This window comes from Desulfotignum phosphitoxidans DSM 13687, assembly GCF_000350545.1.
In the GTDB taxonomy this organism is placed as follows: Bacteria; Desulfobacterota; Desulfobacteria; order Desulfobacterales; family Desulfobacteraceae; genus Desulfotignum; species Desulfotignum phosphitoxidans.
Genome location: NZ_APJX01000010.1, coordinates 80,677 through 104,925 on the forward strand (window position 1 = coordinate 80,677; position 24,249 = coordinate 104,925).

General features: G+C 52.6%; 18 protein-coding genes. 6 read left to right on the forward strand and 12 right to left on the reverse strand.

The window, feature by feature from the left end; translation table 11 throughout:
- Positions 1 to 19: 19 nt before the first annotated feature.
- From DPO_RS18675 to DPO_RS18685, 3 genes are all read left to right on the forward strand, one after another.
- Positions 20 to 1,750 carry a YgiQ family radical SAM protein gene (locus DPO_RS18675; RefSeq protein WP_040012096.1) on the forward strand — a complete coding sequence of 577 codons (1,731 nt, stop codon included), beginning with the start codon at positions 20 to 22 and terminating at the stop codon, positions 1,748 to 1,750.
- Between the two features lie 213 nt (positions 1,751 to 1,963).
- Entirely contained in the window at positions 1,964 to 2,671 is a 708-nt protein-coding gene (locus DPO_RS18680; protein ID WP_006967890.1) for a FadR/GntR family transcriptional regulator, read from the forward strand.
- A 140-nt stretch (positions 2,672 to 2,811) separates the two neighbouring features.
- Positions 2,812 to 4,152 carry a pyridoxal phosphate-dependent aminotransferase gene (locus DPO_RS18685; RefSeq protein ID WP_006967891.1) on the forward strand — a complete coding sequence of 447 codons (1,341 nt, stop codon included), beginning with the start codon at positions 2,812 to 2,814 and terminating at the stop codon, positions 4,150 to 4,152.
- Positions 4,153 to 4,310: 158 nt separating this feature from the next.
- Here DPO_RS18685 and typA read toward each other — a convergent pair whose 3' ends face one another.
- The 6 genes from typA to DPO_RS18715 all read right to left on the reverse strand — a co-directional run bounded on the left by typA (position 4,311) and on the right by DPO_RS18715 (position 12,141).
- Positions 4,311 to 6,158, reverse strand: a complete 1,848-nt coding sequence (gene typA, locus DPO_RS18690; protein WP_006967892.1) for a translational GTPase TypA — start codon at positions 6,156 to 6,158, stop codon at positions 4,311 to 4,313.
- Between the two features lie 50 nt (positions 6,159 to 6,208).
- Positions 6,209 to 6,682, reverse strand: a complete 474-nt coding sequence (locus DPO_RS18695) for an outer membrane lipoprotein (protein ID WP_024333246.1) — start codon at positions 6,680 to 6,682, stop codon at positions 6,209 to 6,211.
- 117 nt (positions 6,683 to 6,799) lie between these two features.
- Positions 6,800 to 8,056: an MFS transporter gene (locus DPO_RS18700; RefSeq protein WP_006967894.1), complete on the reverse strand. Its 1,257-nt coding sequence runs from the start codon at positions 8,054 to 8,056 to the stop codon at positions 6,800 to 6,802.
- Between the two features lie 10 nt (positions 8,057 to 8,066).
- Positions 8,067 to 9,926: an ATP-dependent helicase gene (locus DPO_RS18705; RefSeq protein ID WP_006967896.1), complete on the reverse strand. Its 1,860-nt coding sequence runs from the start codon at positions 9,924 to 9,926 to the stop codon at positions 8,067 to 8,069.
- 15 nt (positions 9,927 to 9,941) lie between these two features.
- A complete protein-coding gene (locus tag DPO_RS18710; RefSeq protein ID WP_006967897.1) occupies positions 9,942 to 11,297 on the reverse strand; it encodes a phosphomannomutase/phosphoglucomutase in 1,356 nt (451 codons plus the stop codon).
- A 22-nt stretch (positions 11,298 to 11,319) separates the two neighbouring features.
- Positions 11,320 to 12,141: an undecaprenyl-diphosphate phosphatase gene (locus DPO_RS18715; protein WP_040012097.1), complete on the reverse strand. Its 822-nt coding sequence runs from the start codon at positions 12,139 to 12,141 to the stop codon at positions 11,320 to 11,322.
- Positions 12,142 to 12,464: 323 nt separating this feature from the next.
- Between DPO_RS18715 and DPO_RS18720 the strand changes: the two genes are divergently transcribed.
- On the forward strand, positions 12,465 to 13,613 hold the full coding sequence (locus DPO_RS18720; RefSeq protein WP_006967899.1) for an OmpA family protein: 1,149 nt from the start codon (positions 12,465 to 12,467) through the stop codon (positions 13,611 to 13,613).
- Between the two features lie 89 nt (positions 13,614 to 13,702).
- On the opposite strand, the gene DPO_RS18725 is transcribed toward DPO_RS18720, so the two are convergent.
- From DPO_RS18725 to rsmA, 4 genes are read right to left on the reverse strand one after another with little or no spacing between them, the layout of a single operon-like run.
- Positions 13,703 to 15,631 (reverse strand): molybdopterin biosynthesis protein, encoded by a 1,929-nt coding sequence (locus tag DPO_RS18725; RefSeq protein WP_006967900.1) that lies wholly within the window; start codon positions 15,629 to 15,631, stop codon positions 13,703 to 13,705.
- A 24-nt stretch (positions 15,632 to 15,655) separates the two neighbouring features.
- Entirely contained in the window at positions 15,656 to 16,882 is a 1,227-nt protein-coding gene (locus DPO_RS18730) for a molybdopterin molybdotransferase MoeA (protein ID WP_006967901.1), read from the reverse strand.
- A complete protein-coding gene (locus DPO_RS18735; protein ID WP_006967902.1) occupies positions 16,879 to 18,105 on the reverse strand; it encodes an LL-diaminopimelate aminotransferase in 1,227 nt (408 codons plus the stop codon). The genes DPO_RS18730 and DPO_RS18735 overlap by 4 nt, the downstream gene beginning before the upstream one ends.
- Positions 18,106 to 18,162: 57 nt before the next feature.
- Positions 18,163 to 19,011 (reverse strand): 16S rRNA (adenine(1518)-N(6)/adenine(1519)-N(6))-dimethyltransferase RsmA, encoded by an 849-nt coding sequence (gene rsmA / locus DPO_RS18740; RefSeq protein ID WP_006967903.1) that lies wholly within the window; start codon positions 19,009 to 19,011, stop codon positions 18,163 to 18,165.
- Between the two features lie 153 nt (positions 19,012 to 19,164).
- On the opposite strand from rsmA, the gene DPO_RS18745 reads away from it, so the two are divergent.
- Positions 19,165 to 19,527 (forward strand): hypothetical protein, encoded by a 363-nt coding sequence (locus DPO_RS18745; protein ID WP_006967904.1) that lies wholly within the window; start codon positions 19,165 to 19,167, stop codon positions 19,525 to 19,527.
- A 19-nt stretch (positions 19,528 to 19,546) separates the two neighbouring features.
- Positions 19,547 to 22,525, forward strand: coding sequence for an insulinase family protein (locus tag DPO_RS18750; RefSeq protein WP_006967905.1), 2,979 nt, complete (start codon positions 19,547 to 19,549; stop codon positions 22,523 to 22,525).
- Positions 22,526 to 22,532: 7 nt separating this feature from the next.
- Here the strand turns inward: DPO_RS18750 and DPO_RS18755 are convergent, their stop codons facing one another.
- A complete protein-coding gene (locus DPO_RS18755; protein ID WP_006967906.1) occupies positions 22,533 to 23,432 on the reverse strand; it encodes a Rossmann-like and DUF2520 domain-containing protein in 900 nt (299 codons plus the stop codon).
- The gene (gene panB / locus DPO_RS18760) at positions 23,419 to 24,210 is read right to left on the reverse strand and encodes a 3-methyl-2-oxobutanoate hydroxymethyltransferase (protein ID WP_006967907.1); all 792 of its coding nucleotides are present in this window, start codon (positions 24,208 to 24,210) and stop codon (positions 23,419 to 23,421) included. Before panB ends, DPO_RS18755 begins: the two co-directional genes overlap by 14 nt.
- Between the last annotated feature and the right edge of the window lie 39 nt (positions 24,211 to 24,249).

Genomic DNA, 24,249 nt, shown 5'->3' on the forward strand with positions numbered 1-24,249 from the left:
CCAACTGCTGATACAGCCCATGTTCATCCCCACCACCATGGCCGAGGTGACTGCTTTGGGCTGGAACCGACTGGACATCATTCTGGTCACGGGCGATACCTATATTGACTCGCCCTTCATGGGCATCAGCCTTATCGGCAAAATCCTGATCAAAGACGGATTCCGGGTGGGGATCATTGCCCAGCCCGACCTGAACACGGACAAGGATATCCTGCGCTTAGGCCCCCCGGCTTTGTTCTGGGGGGTCACGGCCGGGGCCGTGGATTCCATGGTGGCCAATTACACGCCTTTGAAAAAACGGCGAAAGATCGATGACTACACCCCGGGCCATATCAACAATCGCCGGCCGGACCGGGCTGTGATCGCCTATACCAACCTGATCCGGCGGTTCTGCAAACCCTGTTCCCCCATAATCTTAGGTGGTATTGAAGCCAGCCTGAGGCGCATGGCCCATTATGATTTCTGGTCCAACAAAATCCGGCGGTCCATTCTGTTTGACGCCAAAGCTGATTACCTGGTGTTTGGTATGGGGCACACCACCATCCGCGTTCTGGCACAGGCCCTGAAACAGAAACAACCCGTGGAAAACATCCCCGGCATCGCCTATATTTCCGGAACCCGGAAAGGAGTGGAACTGCCTTGTTTTGACACGGTTGCCAAAAACAGCCGGGCTTACACGGATGCATTCACCACATTTTACCGCAACACCGATCCGGTCACAGGGCAACAGCTGTGTCAGGCCCACCAGGACCGGTACCTGGTGCTGAATCCACCGTCACCTGTTTCCACCACGGCCCAGATGGACGAAATCCACGATCTTCCATATGAACATGATGTCCACCCTTTTTACAAGGCCATGGGACCGGTGCGGGCCCTGGACACCATTCGGTTTGCCATCCCCACCCATTACGGATGCTACGGGGAATGCCGGTTCTGTGCCATCACGGTCCACCAGGGCCGAACGGTGCAGTCCCGAAGCCCGGGTTCCATTCTCCGGCAGGCCCGGCAGTTTACGGCCCATCCGGATTTTAAAGGAAACATCATGGATTTGGGCGGACCCACCGCCAACATGTACGGGTATGAGTGCCCGAAAAAATTATCCAAAGGGGCCTGCCAGGACAAAAGCTGCCTGTTCCCCGACATTTGCCACACTTTGCGGCCGGACCATTCCCGATACCTGGAGTTGCTGGAAAAACTGTACGCCCTGCCCGGCATCAAAAAAGTGTTTATCACCTCCGGAATCCGTTACGATTTGATTCTGCAGGACAAAAAACATGGCATGGCGTTTCTGAAAAAACTGGTCAAAGACCATGTGTCCGGCCAGCTCAAAGTGGCACCGGAACACTGTGAAAAACATGTGTTAAATCATATGGGCAAACAGACCATTGATGATCTGCTGGCTTTTAAGTCTGCGTTTGACAAATTGTCCGCCGACTGCGGCAAACCCCAGTTTTTAACCTATTACCTGATGGCGGCCCACCCCGGATGCACCCAGGCCGACATGGCTTCTTTGAAACGCTTTACCACAGACAAACTGAGAACCACGCCCGAGCAGGTCCAGATTTTCACCCCCACGCCGGCCACATATTCCACCCTGATGTATCACACAGGCCGTGATCCGTTCACCCGAACGTCTGTGTTTGTGGAAAAAGACCCTGTCAAAAAACAGCGGCAGAAAGACGTTGTCACCGCTTCCCGGAGGCCTTCGGGCAGAAAACACCGGCCATATTCACGAAAAAATATCCGATAATTGACCGGTCTCCAGGCATCACTTTCCAGATAACGGTCATTTCATTATTGAACAGTTATTTTTTACAACCTCTATTGCCGCATTCCTTGCCATGGGTTCAATTCCCCTGAAAAGATTTGACAAAGGGGAACAAAATGGTTTAACCATTAGGATTAGGAGCCATAAGAACTGGGTTGCACCATAGACAATTCAAGCGGAAAAACGGATTTTTTTATGTTTAAGCGCGCCAAACAGAGTCGGGTCTTTCAAGACGTGGTCGACCAGATACAAGAGGCCATTCTGACCAAGAAACTGGCCCCTGGCACCCGGCTGCCAGCGGAGCGGGACCTCAAGGAGATGTTCAACACCAGCCGGGGGACCCTGAGAGAAGCGCTGCGGGTCCTGGAACAGAAAGGACTGATTGAAATCAAGCTGGGGGTCGCCGGCGGCGCCATTGTCAAGCAGATCGACACGGATCCTCTCATGGAATCTCTGGCACTGCTGATCCAGTCCGGTGAAGTATCTCTGGAACATTTGTCCGAATTCCGGATCAAAATAGAAGGCAGCCTGGTGGAACTGGCCACGGAACGGGCCACCCCAAAAGACATTGAAAAACTGGAGCAAATGCAGGCCCGGGCCAGGCATTGTTATGATATCCAGGACTGGGAAAGTTTCCTGAAAACCGATGAAGCCATGCACACCTATATCGGCACCATGACCCGGAATCCCGTGTTCCAGTTTGTCCAGAAAAGTATACATGACAACATTCATCGGTATTACCAGGATTTTCTTCCCATGAACCGGGAGCGGACCCTGGAAAACCTCCAGGACTTTGACAAGATCATTGCCGCCATGAAATCAAAAAACGGGGCTGCCGCATCCGCCATCATCACAGATCATGTGCAGCGATTCCATGACAAAATGACCGGGAAACAACCCTGAATTCTCTTGTTCTGAAGTGTCTTTACATCATTGTCATTCTTTTTAGCTATTTAATTCTTGAAAAAAACCAAGGAAGGCCGTACACTCTTGCCGGTTAATAGTTGATTATTTTTTTAATCAGATTTTTTCAGGAGACGTGAATGGAAACCCCGATCAATCGTGAAATTGTCAAACAGGAAATTGATAAAATGGGCCTGGAGTCTGTGGGCATGGCCTCCATCCGGGAATTGAACCGGATTGTGAACAATATTGAAACCGCCACAGGCGACGCCTTCATCCGCATGGAAATGGGGGTGCCTGGTCTGGCCCCGCCGCAGATAGCCGTGGATGCGGAAATTGAAGCCCTCAAACAGGGGGTTGGCTCCAAATACCCGCCGTTTGATGGTATCCCCCAGCTGAAAACCGAAATCTCCGCGTTTGTGAAAAACTTTGTGGACATTGAGATTCCGGCAGAGTCCTGCTTTCCCACGGTAGGCTCCATGCAGGGCTGCTACATGGCCATGATGTGCTGCAGCCGGCGGATCAAGGGGAAAGAAAAACTCTTGTTCATTGATCCGGGATTTCCAGTGAACAAGCTTCAGGCAAAAGTTCTGGGACTGCCCTTTGCCCATTTTGATGTATATGAATACCGAGGCGACAAACTGGGGCCCAAGCTGGAATCATTTCTGGAACAAGGGGATGTGGCCGCCATCATGTATTCCAACCCCAACAATCCGGCCTGGATCTGCTTTACAGAAAAAGAACTTGAAACCATCGGCTCTTTGGCCACCCAATATGACTGTATTGTCATGGAAGATCTGGCCTATTTTGGTATGGATTTCCGGAAAAACTATTCCATACCGGGCCAGCCCCCGTTCATTCCGTCCGTGGCCAAGTTCACCGACAATTACATTCTTTTGATCTCCAGTTCCAAATCTTTTTCCATGGCCGGCCAGCGCATCGGCATGTCCGCGATTCCGGAAAAACTGTTCCACTCCACCGGCAACAATCTCAAATCGTTTTTCGGCAGCGACCGGTTCGGATATGCCTATATTTTCGGGGCCATGTATGCGTTAAGCTCCGGGGTGTCCCACTCCAACCAGTACGGGCTGTTAGGGCTGCTCAAAGCAGTGAACTCCGGGGAATTCAATTTTGTGGACCATGTCAAAGAATACGGGGACCGGGCCGGGGCCATGAAACAGATGTTTACGCAAAACGGATTCAAGATTGTGTATGACATGGATGATGACAAACCCATTGCCGACGGGTTTTATTTCACCATCTCCTACCCGGGATTCACGGGCGTGGAACTGGTGGAGGAACTGCTTTATTACGGCATCAGCGCCATCTCCTTGAGCACCACGGGCAGTGACCGCCACGAAGGGTTGCGGGCCTGTGTGTCATTGACCGGAAAAGAGCGGTTCAACGAACTGGCGGACCGTCTGACCCGGTTCCAGGCAGACCACCCCGAAGGCAGTGACTTCAAAATTATCCATGCCTGATGCGATCTGTTTTTTTGACCTGAACAGATCACATCAGACCATCACAGACAGGATGAACGCCAATAACGTGGAACAAGTCCCCCGGGGTGCCTTGGGGCCGGGCCGTCAGATTTGAAAATCTCGGGCCGGTCACAGGGTGCCCCGGGGGGACGGCGTTTCTATTCCTTCTCTTTTTTCTTGAGTTTCCCGGCCATCTGGTGCCGCTTCTGGGCATTTAAAATCGTTTTGCGCAACCGGATGGACACCGGGGTCACCTCCACCATTTCATCATCTGTGATAAAATGGATGGCTTTTTCCAGGGTCATCTCCCGCACGGGCGTACACACCACGTTTTCATCCTTGCCCGATGCCCGCATATTGGTGAGTTTTTTCTCTTTGCAGGGATTGACATCAATATCTGTGGCCCGGTTGTGCTCACCGATCACCATACCTTCATACACCGGGGTGCCGGGCACAATGAACAGCTGGCCCCGGGGTTCCAGGTTGAACAGGGCATAGGGCACGGCCGTGCCCTGCCGGTCTGAGACCAGAGACCCGTTGAAACGCACGGGGAATTCCCCCCGGAACGGCTCGTATCCCGCCAGATAGGAATTCATGATCCCGGTACCCCGGGTGTCGGTGAGAAATTCGTCCCGGTAACCGATCAGGGAACGGGACGGGATGGAAAACTCGATGCGGACCCTTCCTTTGCCGTTGTTCACCAAATTGGTCATTTTGCCTTTGCGGATGGACAGTTTTTCCGTCACCACCCCCATGAAATCCTCTTCACAATCCACAAAAAGATGTTCAATCGGTTCCAGAGTTTCCCCCTGACCCTGCTTATAAATCACCTTTGGCCGGCTCACACAAAGCTCAAACCCCTCCCGGCGCATGGTTTCAATCAAAATGGCCAGCTGCAGCTCGCCCCGGCCCTTGACCACAAAACTTTCGTCCGTGGTACTGTCTTCCACCTCAATGGCCACATTTTTCAAGGTTTCCTTGAGCAGGCGTTCCCGGATTTTCCTGGACTGGACATATTTGCCTTCTCTGCCGGCAAACGGCGAATTGGTAATGGCAAACTGCATGAACACCGTGGGCTCATCCACTGTGATCCGGGGCAGGGCACAAGGGGCCTGGCGGGTACAGATGGTATCTCCGATCCTGACATCCTCGATACCGGACAGCACCACAATATCGCCGGGATCGGCCCGGTCCACCGGCACCAGGGTCATGCCTTTATAGGATTGCAGTTTGGTCACTTTCAACAGAATCTGGTGGTCATTTTCTCCCAGACACACCAATGATTCATTGGACGCGGCAGCTCCGTTGAACACCTTGCCGATGGCCAGACGTCCCAGATAGTCGGAATATCCGAGATCAGACACCAGCATCTGAAACGGGGCTTCCGGATCATAGGACGGGGGAGGCATCTGTTCGACAATGGTATCAAACAGGTCATGCAGATGGGGCACATCCGCATCCAGTTCTCTTTTGACAATCCCGTCTCTGCCGATGGCATAAAAATAGATGAAATCCAGCTGATCCTCGGTGGCTTCCAGATCGATAAACAGATCATACACCATGTCCAGCACTTCATCGGGCCGGGCATCTTTGCGGTCGATCTTGTTGATGATCACCATGACCGGCAGCCTTGCCTCGAAAGTTTTTTTCAAAACGAACCGGGTCTGGGGCAACGGGCCTTCCGATGCATCCACCAGAAGGATAGCACTGTCCGCCATGGACAGGGCCCGTTCCACTTCCCCGCCGAAATCCGCATGGCCCGGGGTATCGATGATATTGATTTTCACATCTTTCCACACCACGGAACAGTTCTTGGCGGCAATGGTAATACCCCGCTCCCGCTCAAGATCCATGCTGTCCATGAGGCGTTCATCCACCTGCTGTCCTTCCCTGAAAATGCCGCTCTGACGGAACATGGCATCCACCAGGGTGGTCTTTCCATGGTCCACATGGGCGATGATGGCGATATTGCGCAATTTGTCGTTGGTCTGAATTTGTTTTTTCATTAATGTCTCTTTTATTTAATCACAACTTGCAGATGGATGGTTTTAAAAAATTATCTGGACACCCGGGTGGTGCCGTCAGCCGCGGTGATGATCCGGACCCGGTCTCCCGGGGACACTTCCACATCCGCTTCCTGGACCACCACAATGGTGGTGCCTGTGTCTTTTGTCACAACAATTTCAAGGCCGGGCTTCCGGGTGATGCCTTCTTCCGCCGCAGTCCCGGCAGCAGCTCCGGCCAAAGCACCGATCACGGTTGCCACTGTGCGGCCTGAACCGCCTCCCACCGTACTGCCCAGCACCCCGCCGGCAACCCCGCCGACAGCGGTTCCCACCGGGGTTTTGGTCCCTTCGATGGTGACATACTTGACCGATTCCACAGTCCCCATCATCACGGTCTGGACCTGACGGGCCTGATCCCTGGAATACACTTCCGACGACCGGCTGGACGCACACCCGCCGGCCAGCATCGTAACAACGGCTGTAAACACGGCAGCCCACGTCATGACATACATTGATTTCACCATATCCCCCTTTTTTTTTCTTCAAATTTTTCTTCAATGTCTGGTTATAATTTTCCAGATGACCTTTCATTTTATCACATTTTTACGATTTTTAATCCCTGTGCTGTAATTTTTTTCTTTTCAGGACCGATGAAAGCATCTGGAAAAATGAAGAAAGGCAAACACACCCGTGCCCAGGGCCATGACCATACCGGACACGGGAAACGCCAGCCTGAGACTGAAAAAATCCATGGCCAGACCGGCTGCCACCGCTCCGGTGAGCATGCCTAAACTGTGGGCCACCGTCAATATGGCCATCACCGATCCCATGGCTTTTTTCTGCTCTCCATTGACCACGGCCAGGGCTGTAATGGCCGGCATGGCGATCCCGCCGCCCACACCGAACAAGGACACGGCACCCAGCAGATCAAAAAATGAAGCGGCAAAGTAAATCCACATCATGCCGGCAGTGGCGATGACCCCACCGGAAACGACCATGGCCTGTCGGCTGATGCGATCCGCCAGATATCCCATGGGCAGTTGCAGCATCCCGGATATGAAAACGCCCAGGGTCACCAGAAGACCGATTCTGGCACCGGACTGACCGAACATCTGGGCCCCGAACAGGGGCAGAAAACTCCATATGGCACCGATACACGCAGTATAGGCATACCTGAAGGAAAACAGGCCCAACAGTTCCCTGTCTTTAACCACCAGGGCCCAGGGAATCTGAAGGGCCTGGTGCCCGGACCGAAGCCGTTCCTCGGACAAAGGCGGCAGGAGCCATACACACAGCATTACCCCGATAAAAGACAGCAGCCCCATGCTGATAAACGCGGCATCCATGGACCACAGATCCTGTATCACCCCCCCCATGAGCGGGCCCAGACTCATGCTCAGAAACATGGATAAGTTGAACAGCCCCATGGCATATCCTTCCGATCCCTTGGGAGTGATCTCCCCCACATAGGCCTGGACCACGGGCATGATCATGGCGGATCCGGCCCCCTGGATGAACCGGATAAAGATCAGTCCTTCCACGGTATCTGAAAAGATAAATGCAATGGAAATCAATGTGTAGGAAATCAACCCGAACAGAATAAAGGGTTTTCGTCCTTTTTGATCCGACATCCGCCCGAAATAAGGCAGCAGAAATACCCGGGAAATGGAAAAAGACCCGAAAATCATGGCCACATAAAATCCCGTGGCGCCCAAATCATGGGCATAGATGGGCAGCAGGGGCACCACAATGCCCACGCCCGTGACCGTGGAAAAAATAATGAAAAACAAAGTGGCGAAAATGCCTTTGTGGTCGGAGGGAATGGCCTGGCTGCCCTTGCGGAAAAGGGTCAGGGACAGCCGGACCATGGGGGCACGGATGGTTTCGAAAAGATCCATTGGAACAGGCCTAATCCAGGCACTCTTTGATCTGACCGATGAACCGGCTGGGCATGGCAAATTCCCCTTTACGGTAATTGGCATGGGTCAGGTATAAAAACCGTTCCGCCCGGGTCATAGCCACATACATCAGGCGCCGTTCTTCAGCCAGGGCCGCATCCCCGTCGTCAATGGACCGCCAGTGGGGAAACAGGCGCTCCTCACATCCCACCACAAACACGGTGTCAAATTCCAGGCCTTTGGCGGAATGAATGGTGAGTAGGGCCACCCCGTCGGAATCCGTATCTTCGTCTTCCTTGTCCTCACGGATCAGGGCCGCTTCCTCCAGATAGGACAGCATATCCGCCTTGGTTCGGGCCGTGTGAATCAGCTGTTCGATATTCTCTTTTTTGGAGATCCACTCCGCTTTGGTCTTGGTTTTCTTTTCAAGGTACTCATAATAACCGGTTTGAGCGATCACTTCTTCCATGGCCGGGGCCGGGGCCATGTCCCGGATGCAGTCCAGAATTTCCAGAACCCGGGACAGATTTTCATGGATTTTCGGGGTCAGAACCCGTTCTTTGACCATGATCCGTGCGGCATCCTGGAGACTGGTGCCGGTGTTGCGCATGGCTGCCATTTTCTTGATCATGGCCGGCCCGATCCCCCGCTTCGGCGTGTTGACCACCCGCTCAAAAGACAGATCGTCATTGGGAAAAAACGCGGCACTCAGATAAGAATTGATATCCAGAACCTCCATGCGCTCGAAAAACCCCTGGGCCCCCATGAGCCGGTAGGGAACCCGGAAGGCCCGGAATATTTTTTCAAAAGGCAAAGAACAGAATTTGGTGCGGTACACCACGGCCATGCGGTCATAGGCAATGCCCTGGCCCTGGCGGTTCATGGCCTTGATCCGCCGGGCCACCCACTCGGCTTCATGGGCATCGGACAGAAAATCGTAAATTTCCACCACCCCGCCTTTTTTATGGGAAAAGCAGTGTTTGTCCATCTTGTCCGGATTGTAGTCGATCAGGTCATTGGCCACCTGAACGATCTCATTGGCAGACCGAAAATTTTCCTCCAGCCGGAAAATTTTCGCATCCCTGTATTTTTTGGAAAACCGCAGAAAATGGTTGACATTGGATCCTCTGAATCCATATACCGCCTGCCAGTCATCGCCCACGCAGAACAGATTGCGGTGGGCGCCTAACAGAAGAGAGGTCAGATCTTCCTGCAGATTGTTGGTATCCTGGTATTCATCCACCAGAATATATGAAAACCAGGCCTGATACTCTTTTCGGATATCTTCGTGTTCTTTGAGCAGGTCCCTTGTTTTCAGCAGGATATTGTCAAAGTCCACCCCGTTCATCTGTTTCAGGCGCTCCTCATACTGGTCAAAAATATCGGCAGTGCGGATATTGAAAAACACCGGTTTTCTGTCAAAAAATTGATGGGGATTGCCGGAGTTTTTGGCCCGGGACAAAAAGGACAATATCCGGGAGGCGTATTTTTTGTCAATGTTGTTTGCCACACACAGTTCCTTGATCAGCTTGTCCTGCTGGTACACAGACAGCACCTGAACCGGCGGCACATATCCCAGACGCGTGCAGTGCTGCTTGAGCATCATCAGGCAGGCGGAATGAAAGGTTCTCACCCACTGGAACCGGTCCTGGGAAAGACCGGTCATGGTCATGAGCCGGGATTTCATCTCCTGGGCCGCCTTGTTGGTAAAGGTGATGGCCAGGATTTTCCGGGGATCATACCCCTGGTCGATAAGATGAGAAAACTTGGCGGTCAGGGTCCGGGTTTTGCCGGAACCGGCCCCGGCCACAATCAGGGCCGGAGACCCGGTATGGGTCACGGCCTGCTGCTGCTGTGAAGATAATTGCATGTAAATTTACACTTTTTATGTTGTCTGGGAAATGATCTGTTTCAAGGTGGTTTCAATGTCTTTCCGGATCTCGTCCAGGCGCTGAGAGGTCAACGCCTCAAACCTGAGCACCAGGGCCGGCTGGGTATTGGAGGCCCGCACCAGGCCCCAGCCGTCGGGATAAACGGCCCGCATGCCGTCGATATCGATCACTTCCTGTTTTGCCTTGTAATGGGCCGTAATTTGCGCCACCACATCAAACTTGATTTCATCCGGACATTCCACGCGGATTTCAGGGGTGGTAAAGGTTTTGGGCAGATCCTGGATCAGTTCATCCACGCCCTTGCCTGTGGCGGCCAGTATTTCCAGAAGCCGGCAGGTGGCGTACAGTGCATCGTCAAATCCGAAATACCGGTCCTTGAAAAACATGTGCCCGCTCATCTCTCCGGCCAGCTCGGCATTTTCTTCTTTCATTTTTTTCTTGATCAAAGAATGACCCGTGCGCCACATGATGGCGTTGCCCCCGTGACGGCGGATATCGTCATACATGACCATGGAGCACTTGACTTCGGAAATAAAGGTGGCACCGGGTTTGCGGGAAAGGATTTCTCTGGCATAAATCACCATGAGCTGATCCCCATAGATCACCTCACCGTTTTTATCCACTACGCCGATGCGGTCTGCGTCCCCGTCATATCCCACCCCCAGATCCAGGTTCTTTTCCTTTACCAGGGCAATGAGATCGGTCAAATTTTTCTTCTGGGTGGGGTCTGCCTCGTGGTTGGGAAACCGCCCGTTCGGGTCGCAGAAAAGATCATGCACCTCACATCCCAGTTCTTTTAAAACCGGCAATGCCGTGATGCCGCCGGTGCCGTTCCCCGCATCAATGCCCAGACGAATCGTGGTGGGGATGGTGATGTGGTCTGTCATATATTTTTTATAGGGGGTCAGGACATCCTCCCGGGCAAGACGGCCGGAACCGGTGATATAGGCACTGCGTTCAATGACTTTCCGGATCTCCTGCAACCCCTGACTGTGAATGGAATCCTGGCCGTTCATGAGTTTGAATCCATTGTATTCCGGCGGGTTATGGCTGGCCGTGATCATGGCGCCCCCGCCCAGATCCAGGTGCTGAATGGAAAAATACAGCATCGGTGTCGGGCACATGCCGATATCCACCACATCACATCCGGTGGACAACACCCCTTGTATGAACAGATCCGAATATCTGTCCGATGTCAGGCGGCAGTCCCGGCCCACGGATACTTTTTGTCCGCCCTTCTGGTTCACCAGGGTCCCGAAGGCTTTGCCGATATTTTTCACATCCTCATCCAGGATATCAACACCGGCCACCCCCCGGATATCATATTCTCTGAAAATTCCTGACTCCATATATCTCCTCCTTGAAAAAATTTCAGATAATCGTTGACAACACCACCAGAATTCCCAACACCCAGCAATACGGGGCGAACAGATGAAATTTCCCCGCATGCACCAGTTTTATCAGCAGTTTCAATGCCATCAACCCGCTGACAAATGCCGTTAGTGTACCATAAATCACGACGGCGTCAAACTGTACGCCCTGGTCCAAAGATTCCAGAATACTGATGAGTTGTGCCCCTAAAATAGCCGGGATGGACAATATAAATGAAAACCGGGCCGCAGTCTGCCGGTCCAGGCCGCAGAACATACCGCAGGCAATGGTGGTACCGGCTCTCGAAATACCGGGAATCACGGCCAGCCCCTGGCTGACACCGATGATCAAAGACCTTTTCAGATCCAGAGGGGTTCCGGTTTTTTCAGTCCGGTAAAAACCCCGGGATATCCACAGAATGGTTCCGGTCACCAGAAGCATGGCTCCCACCAGCAGCCCGGATGTAAACAAGACATCCTCGAATTTTTTCAACCCCATACCGATAAGGGCGGTGGGAACCGATCCCGCCATAATGAACACGGCCAGCTTCAAATGCGCATCTGATTCAAACGCAACCGGCTGCCGTTTGATTGTCTTTGCCATACCAGACAGCACGGACAACACCATGCCCCTGATGTCGGCAAAATACACCAGCGCCACAGCCCCCAGTGTTCCCATATGCACACTGATATTGAATGCCAGAGACGATTCCGTGATGCCGAAAAAAAGCTGTCCCAGCACCAGGTGACCGGAGCTGCTCACCGGTAAAAATTCGGTCAATCCCTGTAAAATCCCGAGTATGACTGCCTGATATATTTCCATATAACTTGCCATTTCCTTGATCAAAGACATTGAGTGTTAATCTGAGCGGCTGTGAAAAACAGCATCCTTAAATAGTATTGTTCGCCCGAAATTGCAAGAATTTAGTTGAACAGGAAAGCGGATGAAGGGCACCCTTTTGAAAAAAAAGAAATCCTAATTTATAAAACAGAATATTAATTTCAGTTGATTTCACCCAAAATCTTTTGTATGATCCTTAACTAGAAACGAATCGGTATGGCATATTGAATTCGATTATATATCTAAAAAGTCAAATTATTTCACTACCCGTCAACGTTAACCCTAATCAAAACAAGGAGAAAAAAATGAAAAAAAAATGGGTTATTCAAAGCTTTTTATCCGTGCTGGCACTGACATTTCTGTTCGGTTGTGCCGCCAAAGAGCCGGTTGATTTCGGCACATTCACTCCGGCTCAGTTCGATCTGGAGAAAAAAGAATCCAAAGTGGACAATTTTCTGGTGATCATGGATGCATCCAGCTCCATGCGGCATGACAACAAATTTGACATCGCCAAAACCGTTGTCGAACGTATGAACATGACAATCCCGGAACTGGGTCAAACCGCCGGTCTCCGGACGTTTGGTCATGACCCCTCTGTATGCACAAACAAAACAAGATTGTTTTACGGCATGGAACCCTATGCGACTGCCGCGATGGCGGATGGATTGGGGAATGTGACCAAACCGGGCGGAACCAGCCCCCTGGATGAGGCCCTGGCAGCAGCTCAAACCGATCTGGAAACTTTGCCCGGAACGAACAATGCGGTGATTATCATCAGTGATGGTAAAGACATGACCGATGTGCGGGCCCAGGCCCAGGCACTTAAAGACAGATTCGGTTCCTCCCTGTGCATCTACCCGGTGCTGGTAGGAGATGCACCCGAAGGACGTCAACTGCTTCAGGACATTACTGAAATCGGTGGATGCGGTTTTTTCACCACGGCAGACGATCTTTTGCCCAGTGGCGGCATGGCTGGATTCGTATCTCAGGTATTCCTTAAAGACGCGCCCGCTCCGGCACCCGCTCCGGCACCGGTAAAAAATGACTCTGACGGTGACGGCGTTTATGATGAAGATGACCAATGCCCCGGCACCCCGGCCGGTGCCCGGGTGAATGCGGTGGGTTGCTGGATTCTGGAAGATGTCCTGTTTGATTTCGACAAAGCTGTGATCAAACCGGAAGCCTATCCTCTGCTGGATGAAGTGGTGGAAATCATGAAAAAGAACCCCGGCATGAACGTGGAACTCCAGGGACATACCGACAACATCGGTACCGAAGAGTACAATATGGGCCTGTCTTTAAGACGCGCCAATGCCGTTGCTGACTACCTTGCAAACAACGGTATTTCAAAAGACCGGCTGACCACCAAGGGATTCGGATTCAGCAAACCGGTCGCTCTCAACAGCACCGACATCGGCCGTTCCCTCAACCGACGGGTGGAACTTCACCCATAGGTCAAACCAGCGTCAGTAACATCCACAATTACTGACAATTGATTCGACTGATCCGGCGGGTTTATCTTGATGATAAACCCGCCGTTTTTTTATATCTGGATTTCCTGCCCGGTTCTTTCAACACCATACCCGCCCAAGGCCTGAACCCTTTGCTTGAATGCATCGCCGACAATGGTCTCCAGCAGAATTTGGACATTGGGTGTATTGAAAAACCGTTCCGGTATCACCAGATCATAAGATTCCGTAACAATGGGCACAAAGTCCAGATCCAGTGCCCGGGCCGCTGCCATGATCCCCAAACCCGCATCGGCCCGGCCGGACAACACGGCCACAGCCACCGACATATGCGTATATTCATCATTGTCATATCCGATGATATCCGCCGGGGTCAAACCGGCATCCAGCAGCTTATAGTCAAAAAGAATTCGCGTGCCGGAACCGGCCTGACGGTTGATGAACCGCAGTTTTTTGTTTTTGAGATCCTTGATGGACCCGATATTTTCCGGATTGCCCTTGGGCACGATGAATCCCTGCTGCCGCATGACCAGATTTACCAGGCGCACCGGCATATTGGGCAGATATTTTTTGATATAACTGACATTATAGGAACCGTCTTCCGGGTCCAGGAGATGGGCCCCGGCCAGGTGGCAGGCATTGTTCCGAATCGCCATGAGCCCGCCCATGCTTCCCACATGACTCGATGAGATATTAATGCCGTCATGATCGCGCCGCATCTGGTCGGCCAAAAGATCCAGGGTATTGTCATGGGACCCGGTGATCACCAGGGTATTCTCGATGGCGGACAAGGGTTTGAGCAATCGGGCAGTCGGGGTTTCGGTTTCGGAAATCCCTTCCACATCCCTAGGGATCTGAATGATGCCGTCGGCTTCGGTCAATGTGGTGATACTGCCCGACCCCCTGGGCAGCTGGGAGGCGATGAGCCGCCCGTCCACGGATCCGATCTTTACCCGCAAAAACTCATCCTGCCCCAGTTTGGAAGCGATTTTCCGGGCCAGAGCCACCGGTTCAAACCGGTCTTCCACAGGTGCCAGTTTCTGCATAAAGCGCAGCAGCGGCCCCACAAACTGCTCAAATGCCACAATGGCGGAAACCGGATATCCGGGAATACCGAATACCGGTTTGCCTGAGATATCTCCCATCAATACCGGTTTCCCGGGCATCATGGTCACCCCGTGAACCATGACCCGGCCTAAGGATGCCATCACCGGCCTTGCAAAATCTTCAGACCCGGCTGAGGAACCGCCAATGATGCACACCATGTCATACTCGCCCTTCACTGCCTGGTCCACCGCGTTTGTAATTGTTTCCAGATCATCCTTGAGCATGGGATGACGATCGGCAACAGCCCCGTTATCCCGGCACAGGGCTTTGAGCACCGTGGAATTGGATTCGATTACCTGTCCCGGAACCATTTGTTCCAAAGATGTCTCATGCCACTGAACCAGTTCCGACCCGGTGGGAATGATCAGGACCCGGGGGTTTTTGTACACATTGACCTGAAACACGCCCCCGGACAACAAAGCTCCCATGGCATAGGCATTGATCTGATGGCCTCTGGGAAACAGCAGTTTGGTGGCCACGATGTCTTCTCCCATTTTTCGCACATGCTGCCAGGGAAACACGGGTGCTTCAATTTCAACGGTTGTTTCATCAATGATATTGATATGTTCGATCATGATCACGGCATTGGTGCCGGGCGGCATGGCATGGCCGGTATTGACCCAGAAACCGGTTTCTTCCGGAACCAGCACTTTGGGGGCATCTTCGCTGGCACCGAATGTCTGTTTCGCATCCACGGCCATCCCATCCATGGCAGCCGCGTGAAAATTGGGGCTGGACAGTTTAGCAATTGCCGGTGAAGCCAGAACACGCCCCTGGGCGGCTGTCACATCGATGGTCTCCACATCGGTAACCCGGTCTTTAAATCGGTCCATCAGAATCTGCCGGGCTGTTTCAATGGGTTGTGTATCCAGATACACATTTCGTTTAGATGTCATCACTGCTTTCCTCATGTTGGCATTTTAAAGAAGAATCACCTGGGTGACGGTATGTTTCTCCAGCCCTTCCAGATTTTCGCCGATATCCAGAAGACCGTCTGCATGAATCATGGTTCGAATCAGGCCGGATTTGCCGAGAACCGGCTTTGCCGTCATACCCTCCGGGCCGTTTTCCAGCATCACCCGGACAAAATCGCGACGGCCCTGGGCAGACGCCACGTTCCGGGTCAGTATAGCCGGCACCCGCATCACAGGTTTCGGTTGTCTGTACCCCTGAATCCGGTTTAAAAAGGGGATCACCACCATTTTCATCACCACCATGGCGGAGACCACCTGGCCGGGCAAACCCCATACCGGCTTGGTGCCGCTTTTTGCCAGAATGGTGGGTTTGCCCGGGCTCACAGACATGCCATGGACCAGTATCCGGGTATCGGGCAGCGCGGAAAGCACCTCCACGGTATAATCTCTGGTCCCCACGGAGCTGCCCCCGGAAATAAGCACCATATCGGTTTGTGCCAGGGCTTTTTCACACGCCGCACGCAACTGATCCGGGTCATCTTTGACAATCCCGTACCGGATCACTTTGGCATGGGCTTCCTGAACAAAACCGCTCAGGGCATAGGAGTTGATATCCCGGATCCGGCCCGGGGCCGGTTCCTGGTCGATGGGAATAATTTCATCTCCCGTGGAAATAATACCCACCTTCGGCACCCGGTGTACGGGCAGCGTGGTGAACCCCAGCCCGGCAGCCAGCCCGGCCTCCTGGGGACGGATGAATGTACCGGCTTCCAGAACCACGTCCCCGGATGAAAAATCCTCATTGGCATCGATCACATGCTGAAGCGGTGCCACGCTTTTATAAATTTCGACCGATGCATCATCTATGGTCTGGGTATGCTCCACCATGACCACGGCATCCGTCCCTTTGGGCAGCATGCCCCCGGTGGAGATCCGGACGGCTTTTCCGGGCCCCAGTTCAAAATCCGGCACCTGACCCATCAGAACCGTTCCCTGGATCTCCAGCCAGGCGGGTGTGGATTCCGAGGCCCCGAAGGTAGCAGCGGCATTGACGGCAAATCCATCCATGGTGGCCCGCCTAAATCCCGGCATATCCCCGGGCGCTGTCAGGTTTTGTGCCAGGATTCTGGAAAACGCATCACTGATATCCACCCTCTCGGTATCAGCAGGATCGAAATTTCGGGTCATGGACAGGACATCGTCCAGGGTTTTCACTTTAAAAAAATGACTCATTTCAATGCCTCTTTCATCCGCATCATGGCGTCGACCACGTTTTCCCGGCTGTTGAACGCGGATATCCGGATATATGGACTGCCGCATCTGCCGAATCCGCCGCCCGGCGTACATACCACCCCGGCTTTATGCAGCAGCAGATCAAAAAAATCCCAGGAATCCCGGCCCTGGCCGTCCACCCAGATATAAGGGGAATTGTCTCCGCCCACATAGTCAAATCCTAAGTCGACCATGGTTTTACCGATGATATCGGCATTCTCCAGATACCCGGCGGTCAATTCACCGATCTGGGCCTGTCCTTCCCGGGTGTATACGGCTTCTGCAGCTTTTTGCACGGGATAGGAAACCCCGTTGAACTTGGTACTCTGACGGCGATTCCACAGCCCGTGCAGAGACACGGTCTCCCCGTTGTTCAAAAACACCCGGCATTCTTTGGGAACCACGGTAAATCCGCACCGGGTCCCGGTGAACCCGGCGGTTTTGGAAAAACTTCTGAATTCCACGGCCACTTCCCCGGCCCCGTCTATTTCATAGATGCTTCTGGGCAAAGATACATCCCGGATAAAAGATTCATACGCTGCATCAAACAAGATCAATGCGTGGTTCTTGCGGGCATAATCCACCCACTGGGTCAGATCAGCTTTGGAGGCGCAGGTGCCGGTGGGGTTGTTGGGAAAACACAGATAGATCAAATCCACCGGGGTTTCCGGCAGCTGGGGAAGAAACCGGTTTTCCTTGATACAATCCAGGTAGACAATGTCCTTATAACGGCCGTCCACAAATTCCCCGGTTCTGCCGGCCATGACATTGGTATCCAGGTACACCGGATACACCGGATCCGGAATCGCGATTTTGATATCTTTGGCAAACAGTTCCTGGAAATTGCCGGTATCACATTTGGCACCGTCACTGACAAAGATCTCGTCCGCCGAGATATCCGCTCCCCGGGCCTGGTAATCATGGGCTGCAATTTTTTCCCGTAAAAACGCATACCCCTGTTCCGGGCCGTATCCCCGGAACGTGGCGTCATCTGCCATGTCATCCACGCCTTTGTGGAATGCGGTTACCACCGCCGGAGGCAAGGCCCTTGTCACATCTCCGATGCCCAGACGAATCACCCGGATATCCGGATTTTCCTTCTGGAACTGATCCACACGCCGGGCAATATCTGAAAAAAGATAGGACGCTTTTAATTTCTGATAATTTTCATTGGCTCTGATCATGATTTTTCCTTTTTTATTCTGAATCGGTTTTCACCATCCAAACACAAATTTTCATCTTCACTCTTTTATTAAAAACGGTTCCACCGCCCGGGTCAATGTCTCAAATTCTTTCACACTCAGGGTTTCGGCCCGGCGTTCCGGGGCGATGTCAGCGCTTTTCAGCGCTTGGGCAATCGTGGGTTTGTCCAGCCCGAGATCCGGGCCGACCAGAGAATTTTTCAATGATTTTCGGCGCTTTGAAAATGCCGCCTTGATCACGGTAAACAGTTGTTGTTCCATGTCCGGAGAAAAGGACCGGGAAGAAAAAAAATCAAATGACAGCACCGTGGAATCCACGGCCGGTTTCGGGAAAAAAGCACCCGGCCCGATGTTCACCAGCCGCCTTATATCGGCGGCATATTGGGAAACCGCAGATAACCGCGAATAAGCCTTATTGCCCGGAGTTGCCAGGATCCGGTCCGCCAGTTCTTTTTGAAACATCAAAAAAGCGCTGCCCACCGAATCCCGTGCCCGGATCAATTGAAACAGAATCTGAGACGAAATATTGTAGGGCAGATTGCCCATGACCACCAGTTTCTGCCCCTGGGCCAAAGCAGCAATATCGGTTTTCAGAAAATCCTGGTTCACCACCCGGACCCAGTCGATCTCATGGCTTTCAAGCACCTGCGTCAGCAAGGGAATCAACCGCCGGTCCTTTTCCACCACCGTGAGATGGCGGGTTATTTTTGCAATGGGAATGGTCAAGGCGCCCAAACCGGGGCCGATTTCCAGCACCCTTGTATGGCGATCAATACCGGTCCGGTCCACAATCATACGGGCTGTTTCCGGGTTTGACAGAAAATTCTGCCCCATCTCCTTACCGGCATAAATCTGTTTTTCTTTGAGTAACTGCCCTGGATATATCATATTGCTGCTTGACTTTCTTTATTTCAAGAAGTAATTTTAAACCACGCAAATTAATAATATACGTTAATACGACGTAATATTCAATACCGGCACGACCGGTACACGCGGGATTATTACGTAAAAACACAACCTTTAATAATCAGGAGATACGTCATGTCACACAACGTGGACCTTGGAACCAACTGGGAAGGGCTTATCAAAACCCTGCTGCAACGATTGGATATGCCCACAAAAGAGGATATCAACCATCTTCATGCCAGACTTGACACGCTGGAACAGCTCATTCAACAGAAGCAGCCCGGCACAAAACGGCAACCCCGCAAAAAAACGGGCAGGCGGAAAAGTGCGTCCGCAATCGCTTTGGAAATCATTGCCGGGTATCCCGACGGGGTTGATTTCAAAACCATCATGGATGCCACTGGATTTGAAGACAAAAAACTGAGAAACATCATTTACCGGCTGGACTCTTTGGGAAAAATTCAGCGGGTCCGCCGCGGCACTTACAAAACCACTTAATCTACCGGAAACCCTTTTTATGACCTGTCACACATATACCCCTGGCCAGCGCATTCACAATTACAAAGTTGTCGCCGTCACCCCTTTGCCCATCATTGATTCCACATTAATACAGCTGGTGCACGACAAAACCCGGGCCCGGCATTTTCATATTGCCAACCAGGATAAGGAAAACACCTTCAGCGTTATTTTCAGAACGGTTCCCACTGATTCAACCGGGGTTGCCCACATACTGGAACACACCGTTTTGTGCGGATCCCGCCATTTCAATGTCCGTGATCCGTTTTTTTCCATGATCAAGCGAAGTCTGTCCACATTTATGAACGCGTTCACCGCATCCGACTGGACCATGTATCCGTTTGCCACCCAGAACGAAAAAGATTATTTTAATCTCATGGATGTGTACCTGGATGCCGCCTTTTTCCCGAAAATCGATGAATTGAGCTTTAAACAGGAAGGAAGCCGCCTGGATATAGACCCATCCCAGAATCCTGAACTGGTGTACAAAGGTGTGGTATACAATGAGATGAAAGGCGCCATGTCCTCACCCTCGCAAGTTATGGGGCGGGCACTGCTCCAGAGCCTGTATCCGGACACTACCTACAGCAACAATTCCGGCGGGGATCCTTTGGAAATCCCGAAACTGACCTGGCAGGATCTTAAACGCTTTCACAGCCGGTACTACCATCCTTCCAACGCCCAGTTCTACACCTATGGAAATCTGCCTCTGGAAAAAACCCTGGCGTTCATCCATGACAAGGTGCTGCACGGTTTCGATTTTTTGTCCGTGGATTCCTCAGTGCCTGCCCAGCCCCGGTGGCAGACTCCTCGACAGGAAACATACACATATGCCTATTCCGATACCGACACAATGGATAAAAAATATCAGGGGTGTGTGGCCTGGCTCACCTGCGATGCCAAAGATGCATTTGAAGTGCTGGTACTCACTGTATTGGAACAGATTCTGATCGGCAATGCCGCATCTCCGTTAAGAAAAGCGCTCATCGATTCCAACCTGGGATCTGCACTGGCAGACGCGTCCGGATTTGAACCCGACAACCGGGATGCCATGTTTGCCATCGGGCTCAAAGACATAGAAAAAAGTGCCGTGGCCCAGGTGGAATCCATTGTTTTTTCAACCCTTGAAAAGCTGGTAAAAGAAGGGATTGCCCCGGATCTGGTTGAATCCGCCATTCACCAGATCGAATTTTACAGGAAAGAGATCACCAACACTCCGTATCCTTTTGGCATCAAACTGCTGCTTTCCTTTACCGGCAATCTGATCCATGACGGAGATCCCGTGTCCTGCATCAACATTGACGCAGACCTGGAACGGCTGCAACAGGCCCTTGCCAAAGGCGGATTTCTGGAAGAACGGTTGAAAACCTATTTTATTGACAACCCCCACCGGGTGCTGTTTACCCTGGCACCTGACCCGGACCTGGAATCAACCACGGAAAACCAGATCAAAAAAGAACTGACAAAAATATATCAGAATCTGTCACAACAAGATCTGGAAAAAATCAAACAGGATGCAACTCAGCTGGAGCAAATACAGGAGCAGCAGGAAGATCTGTCCGTGCTTCCCACACTGGAATTAACGGACGTGCCACCGGAAATTGAGATGATCTCTCCGGACCAACTGGACCGGGTGACACATGCGGCCGGCTATGACAAGGCCACTTCCGGCATTTTGTATTTCACCTGCCCCATGGGGGCCGGTCATGTGGCGACATCGTTGTTTCCCCTGGTCCCTTTTTTCTGTCAGGCGTTTACCCACAGCGGAACCGCCCGTCAATCCTATATCCGGATGGCGGAAAAAATAGACCGGTACACCGGCGGGGTGACCCTGTCTCCTTTTTCCGGCACCTATTTTGACAAGGAAGCGGATTCCCATGTGTTTCTGGCGCTCCAGGGAAAAGCGCTGGACCGGAACGTTCCCCATCTGTTCGACATTGTAAAGGAATTTGTTCTGACTTATGGATTCACTGATCTGGAACGGTTGAAAAATCTGCTGCTCCAGTACCAAGCCGGCATGGAATCCTCCATTGTCGCCACCGGTCACCGGTATGCCATTTCCCTGTCATCCCGGCATCTGTCCATGGCATCCCACATCAATGAAATCTGGCACGGCATTGCCCAGTACCAGACCATTAAACAGATCGTTCAGAACATAACGGATCCAGAGACAGCGCAACCGGTGATGGAACAACTGGCGGAAAACCTGAATACCATGGCCGGGGGAATCTTACGCAAAGACAATTTCAAACCGGCCGTTATCGGAAGTCTGGATGCCATCCAGCAGGCGGATCAGGCCATCGGACAGATGCTTGTCGCACTGCCGGACGGATCCAGGCCGGCATTTTTCACCCCGGACATTCCCAGAGACACGCAAGCCCCCCGGGACGGGTGGATGACCAACACAGCGGTCTCGTTTGTGGGCCAGTCTTTTAAAACCGTGGGAATCACCCATGAAGACGCCCCGGGTCTGTCCGTGATCAGTAAAATTCTGCGGGCATTGTTTCTGCACCGGGAAATCCGGGAAAAAGGCGGGGCATACGGCGGATTTGCCATTTACAATTCCGAAGAAGGCATCTTCTCATTGGGTTCCTATCGGGATCCCCATATCACACGCACCCTGGATGTCTACCAAAAAGCCTGTGAATACATCATGAAAGGAGATTACACCCAGACCGATGTCAAGGAAGCCATTCTTCAGGTGTGCTCTGATATCGATAAACCGGAAACCCCGGGACCGGCCGCCATGAAAGCGTTTTACCGGGATATCGCCCGGCTCACCGACGAAATCCGCCGGCAGTTCAAGGATCAGCTGCTTCAGCTGGACAAAAACCGGGTCCAAGCCATCGCTCAAAAATACTTTGACCTGGATGGCAGGCAGGCGGGTGTTTCGGTCATCTCCAGCAAAACCGCTTTGGAACAGGCCAACCTGACGCTTGAAAAATCAGGGCAGACCCCGCTGGTACTGAACAAGATATAACAGAACGTCAGTCAGACGTTTTTTTCAACAGATCCGTCAGTTTCGGGTCAGCGGCCCGGGGAAAATCCGGTCTCATTCTGGCGATCTCCAGCGTGTGCTGACCCAGCAGCCGGTAAAGATCTGAATATCGGGGCATTTTTTTATCAATATCAGCCAGGTGCCGGGCGATGATCGTTTCATCGCCCCGGACCACCGGGCCGGTCAGGGCATTGACACTGCCCTGGGACGCAATATTGCCCAAAGTGCCCTGGATCAAAGGCGCCAGAATATCAAAGGCCTTGTCCGGGGCCAGACCGGCACTTCCCAGCAGGGTCAGGGCAAAATGCTCCACCGTCACCAGATAATTGGAGGCCACCACAGCAGCGGCATGGTACAGGGTTTTGGCATCTGTGGGGATGGTAAAGGGCCGGGCCTTCAACTGGGTCACGATTTGCTGACCCATGGTCTGTGCCCGATCCGTGCCCTCGATGGATATATTGATCCCTTGAAACGGGGATGACGCATCCGGTGCATACGGCACAAACGACTGAAGCGGGTGAAGCGATCCCGTGGCAGCCCCTTTTTCCCGGGCCGACGACAGAATATCCGATGACAGGGCCCCGGACAGATGAAACACCACACTGTGCGCATCAAATCCTTTGGCCGCCGCCACCTGGTCACAAACCGGTTTGATCTGGACATCCGGCGTGGCAATAAATATCAGATCACAGTCTCTGGCTGCTTTTGCCGGATCATTGAACACGGTCCCGCCCTGGACCCAGTCCTTTGCTTTCTGGGCCGAGTCCCGGGTTCTGCTGACAAATGCCCCGGGACAATATCCCTGGCGTGCCAGAAACACCGCCAGGTTGATGCCCACCCGGCCGCAACCGATGATGCAGAACCGTTTTGGGGCTTTATTTGTATTCATATTCATCCGAGGGAAACCGGCCCTGCTGCACCTCTTCAATATAGTCGGCCACTCCTTTTCCCGCCGCAGCGGCCAGATCCGCATATTTTTTCACGAATTTGGGCAGAAACCGGTCATTGATTCCCAGCATGTCATGGAGTACCAGCACCTGACCATCACAATGGGGACCGGCCCCGATACCGATGGTGGGGATTTTCAACGCCTGGGTGATCTTTTCAGATATGGGAGACGGAATTCCTTCCAGCACCACGGAAAACGCACCGGCCGCTTCCACATCCTTTGCATCTTTCAGCAGCCGCTCCTCGTCCCGCTGTACCCTGAAACCGCCCATCTGGTGAACCGACTGGGGTGTCAGGCCGATATGGGCCTGCACCGGAATCCCGGCTTTGGCCAGTGCCGTGATCACCGGACACACGTCAGCCCCGCCCTCCAGTTTTACGGCAGACGCCCCGGCTTCCTTTAAAAACCGGCCGGCGTTCTGAACCGCATCATTCAAAGCGCCCTGATAGGACATAAACGGCATGTCTCCGATCACCAAAGCCCGTTGACAGGCCCGGGCCACCATGGCCGTATGATACAGCATCTCATTCATGGTCACGGGCAATGTCGTTTCTCTGCCCTGGACCACCATGCCCAGAGAATCCCCCACCAGAATGGAATCAATACCGGCCTGGTCCAGTATTCTTGCAAAAGGATAGTCATACGCGGTCAATGTGGTGATTTTTTTCCCCTGCTGTTTCATTTTCATAAACGTGGCTGTGGTTATCTGGGATGGCATGGACGTTTCTCCTGAAATTTCGGGTTCACAATTGTATTA